Raw genomic sequence first — 3,208 nt, 5'->3', positions numbered from 1 at the left:
GAAGCCGGGCGCCACCACCGCCTGGTGACCTGACACGCGGACGGGGCGCGCACCCGGTGAGAGGGTGCGCGCCCCGTCCGCGTACGGCTGTGTACGGCCGTGGGTGCGGCTGGTCAGCCGCCGAGGGCCGGCAGGCTGCCGCCGACGGGCAGGCCGCCGAGCAGGCCGGTGGCGGTGGACGGGTCCAGCGGCAGGCCCTGGAGGGAGGCGTTCTTCGTCGCGGCGCCGAGCAGGCCCTGGGTGGTGCCCAGGGACTCCACGGCGCTGCCCGGGGCCTGCTGGACGGCGGCGGTGGCGACCGGCAGCGCGGTGGAGGTGGCGGCGCTCAGGGCGGTGCCCGCGGGCAGCGCGGCGGCCATCGGGTTCGCGGCGGCGGTGCCGGCGGCGGTGGCGGCGAAAGCGGCGCCCAGGGCGGCGACACCGACGGTCTTCACAGCGGACTGCTTCATCGAGATTCGTCCTCAGGGGAACTCGGGGAGGGATGAGCGCCCTGAAACCTAGTCAGACCGTGCGGTGCCCCGCAAACACCGAAACGACGGGTTCACCCGGATTCGCGAGGCGGCGGCGGGGCCGCCGCTCAGCCCTCCTCGGGGGCGTTCCCGCTGGTCCCGGCGGTCTGCCGGAACAGCCATGCGGACTTCAGCTCGGCGTATCCGGGCTTGATCACGTCGTTGATCATGGCCAAGCGTTCATCGAAAGGAATGAATGCTGATTTCATCGCATTGACCGTGAACCACTGCATGTCGTCGAGCGTGTAGCCGAACGCCTCGGTCAGCAGCTCGAACTCGCGGCTCATGCTGGTGCCCGACATCAGCCGGTTGTCGGTGTTGACGGTGGCCCGGAAGTGCAGGGTGCGCAGCAGCCCGATGGGGTGCTCGGCATAGGAGGCGGCGGCCCCGGTCTGGAGGTTGGAGGTCGGGCACAGCTCCAGCGGGATGCGCTTGTCGCGGACGTAGGCGGCCAGCCGCCCCAGGGTGACGGAGCCGTCGTCGGCGACCTCGATGTCGTCGATGATGCGGACGCCGTGGCCGAGTCGGTCCGCGCCGCACCACTGGAGGGCCTGCCAGATCGACGGCAGTCCGAACGCCTCGCCGGCGTGGATGGTGAAGTGGTTGTTCTCCCGCTTCAGGTACTCGAAGGCGTCCAGGTGGCGGGTGGGCGGGAAGCCGGCCTCGGCGCCCGCGATGTCGAAGCCGGCCACGCCCTCGTCGCGGTAGCGGTTGGCCAGTTCGGCGATCTCCAGGGCGCGGGCAGCGTGCCGCATCGCGGTGAGCAGCGCGCCGACCCGGATGCGGTGGCCGGCCTCGCGGGCGCGCAGCTCGCCGAGCCGGAAGCCCTCGTTGACCGCCTCGACGACCTGCTCCAGGGTCAGCCCGCCCTCCAGGTGCTGCTCGGGGGCGTAGCGCACCTCGGCGTAGACGACGCCGTCCTCGGCGAGGTCCTCGGCGCACTCGGCGGCCACCCGCACCAGCGCGTCGCGGGTCTGCATGACGGCGCAGGTGTGCGCGAAGGTCTCCAGGTAGCGTTCCAGCGAGCCGGAGTCGGCGGCCTCCCGGAACCACAGGCCGAGCTTGTCGGCCTCCTGCTCGGGCAGCGCGGTGTAGCCGCAGTCGCGGGCGAGTTCGACCACCGTGCCGGGCCGCAGCCCGCCGTCGAGGTGGTCGTGGAGCAGCACCTTGGGCGCGCGGCGGATCTGCTCCGGTGCGGGGATGCGGGATGTCTGGCTCGTCATCTCGGCACTGTACGCCCTACGCGCGTAGAACGGGAGGTGTCGGACCGGACGGGGCGCGCCGGGCGGCCCGGCGGCGGGTCATACGTAACAGTCGGCGCGCGTCCGGGTGGCGCGGCGGCCGGCTTCTGGGACCGTGCTGCCATGGCACACCACGCACTCGTAGGGACGGCGGGCCCGGCGGCCAGGCTGGGCAGGGCGGTGGGGGAAGCGGCGGCGGTGGGCGGCGTGGCGCTGCTCCTGCCGGACGGTGAGCGGGAGTCGGGGCGCGGCCCCTCCCGGCGGGCGCACGCGGCGGCGCTGCCGCTGGCCCGTGCGCTGGCCCGGGCGGGCGCGGGGCACGGGCTGGTGGCGCATGTGCTGCGCTACCGGGGGCGCGGCTGGAACGGCGCGGACGCCGGACCGGCCGAGGACGCCCGTTGGGCCGCCTCGGAGGCGGTGCGCCGCTACGGCGAGGTCCCGCTCTGCCTGGTCGGGCACGGCATGGGCGGTCGGGCCGCGCTGCGGGCGGCGGACCATCCGGCGGTGGTGTCGGTGGTCGCGCTCGCGCCCTGGCTGCCGCCGGACGAGCCGGCCGATCCGGTGGACGGGGAAGGCGGGCACGAGCCGGAGCCGGTACGGCAGTTGATCGGGCGGCGGGTGCTGATCGCGCACGGCACCCACGACCGGCGCGGCGACCCCGAGGCGTCGTTCCGGCTGGGTGAGCGGATCAAGAAGGTCAACCGGGACACCTGCCGGTTCGAGGTGCACACCGACGACCACCGGTTGCGCCGGCACCGGGCCGAGGTCGCCGCCCTGACCGCCGACTTCGCCCTGGGCGCCCTCTTCGCCCGCCCCTTCGCCCGCCCGGTCGCGGACGCGCTGGCCGCCCCGCCCCCGCTGGGTCTGCGGATGCCGCTGGCCGCAGGCTTCGGCGAGAGGGCGGGGCGAGGCCGGGGAGTCTGGCGGACTACCAGATGACCGCGTCGTCCATGGCGGACTGCCAGTAGGTGACCTTCAGGGAGTCGTCGATCCACACGCCCTTGGCGGGCAGCGCCGGGGTGGCCCCGGCGGACGGGTTCCGGCCGGGGGTGGCGCCCTGGAAGTAGACGGTGAGCGACTTCTCGGTGCGGCCCTCGCCGCCGCTGCCGTCGGCGGCGGAGAGGTTCACCGAGGAGTAGCCGGACTCGCCCGGGGCGAGGGTGACGACGGCCTGCGGCTTGGACTCCTCGATGGCCGGCGGCACCGACTGGGCCTCGCCGAAGCGGACCGCCGGGTAGCCGTAGAGGTGGCAGGCGGTGCTGCCGGTGTTGGTGACCGTGAGCAGCATGTGGTTGACCGGGCGGCTCAGCGGCGCGGCGACCGTCTTGGTGTTGGCGCCGTCGCAGGTGACCGCCTTCTTGCCGGCCTCGCTCCGGCCGGCGGCGCCGGACGGGGTGGCCGCCGTGGCCTTGCCGGAGACGGTGGCGGCGGGGGCGGGGGCGGCGGCCGGCTGGGAGG

General features: G+C 74.8%; 4 protein-coding genes. 1 reads left to right on the top strand and 3 read right to left on the bottom strand.

Features of this window, described 5'->3' with window-relative positions; genetic code table 11:
- Positions 1-113: 113 nt before the first annotated feature.
- Together C6N75_RS23910 and C6N75_RS23905 are read right to left on the bottom strand one after the other, a co-directional pair.
- On the bottom strand, positions 114-449 hold the full coding sequence (locus C6N75_RS23910; RefSeq protein ID WP_105870968.1) for a hypothetical protein: 336 nt from the start codon (positions 447-449) through the stop codon (positions 114-116).
- A gap of 128 nt (positions 450-577) precedes the next feature.
- On the bottom strand, positions 578-1,732 hold the full coding sequence (locus tag C6N75_RS23905; protein WP_105870967.1) for an adenosine deaminase: 1,155 nt from the start codon (positions 1,730-1,732) through the stop codon (positions 578-580).
- Between the two features lie 141 nt (positions 1,733-1,873).
- On the opposite strand from C6N75_RS23905, the gene C6N75_RS23900 reads away from it, so the two are divergent.
- Positions 1,874-2,689, top strand: a complete 816-nt coding sequence (locus C6N75_RS23900; protein ID WP_105870966.1) for an alpha/beta fold hydrolase — start codon at positions 1,874-1,876, stop codon at positions 2,687-2,689.
- Here C6N75_RS23900 and C6N75_RS23895 read toward each other — a convergent pair.
- On the bottom strand, positions 2,679-3,208 hold a 530-nt coding region (locus C6N75_RS23895; RefSeq protein WP_105870965.1), incomplete at its 5' end, for a DUF4232 domain-containing protein. The genes C6N75_RS23900 and C6N75_RS23895 overlap by 11 nt on opposite strands.

Origin of the sequence: Streptomyces solincola (assembly GCF_002982015.1) — a bacterium.
Taxonomy (GTDB): Bacteria; Actinomycetota; Actinomycetes; order Streptomycetales; family Streptomycetaceae; genus Streptomyces; species Streptomyces solincola.
Note: the sequence above shows the minus strand (reverse complement) of the source record. Positions and strands in the feature narration are given on the sequence as shown.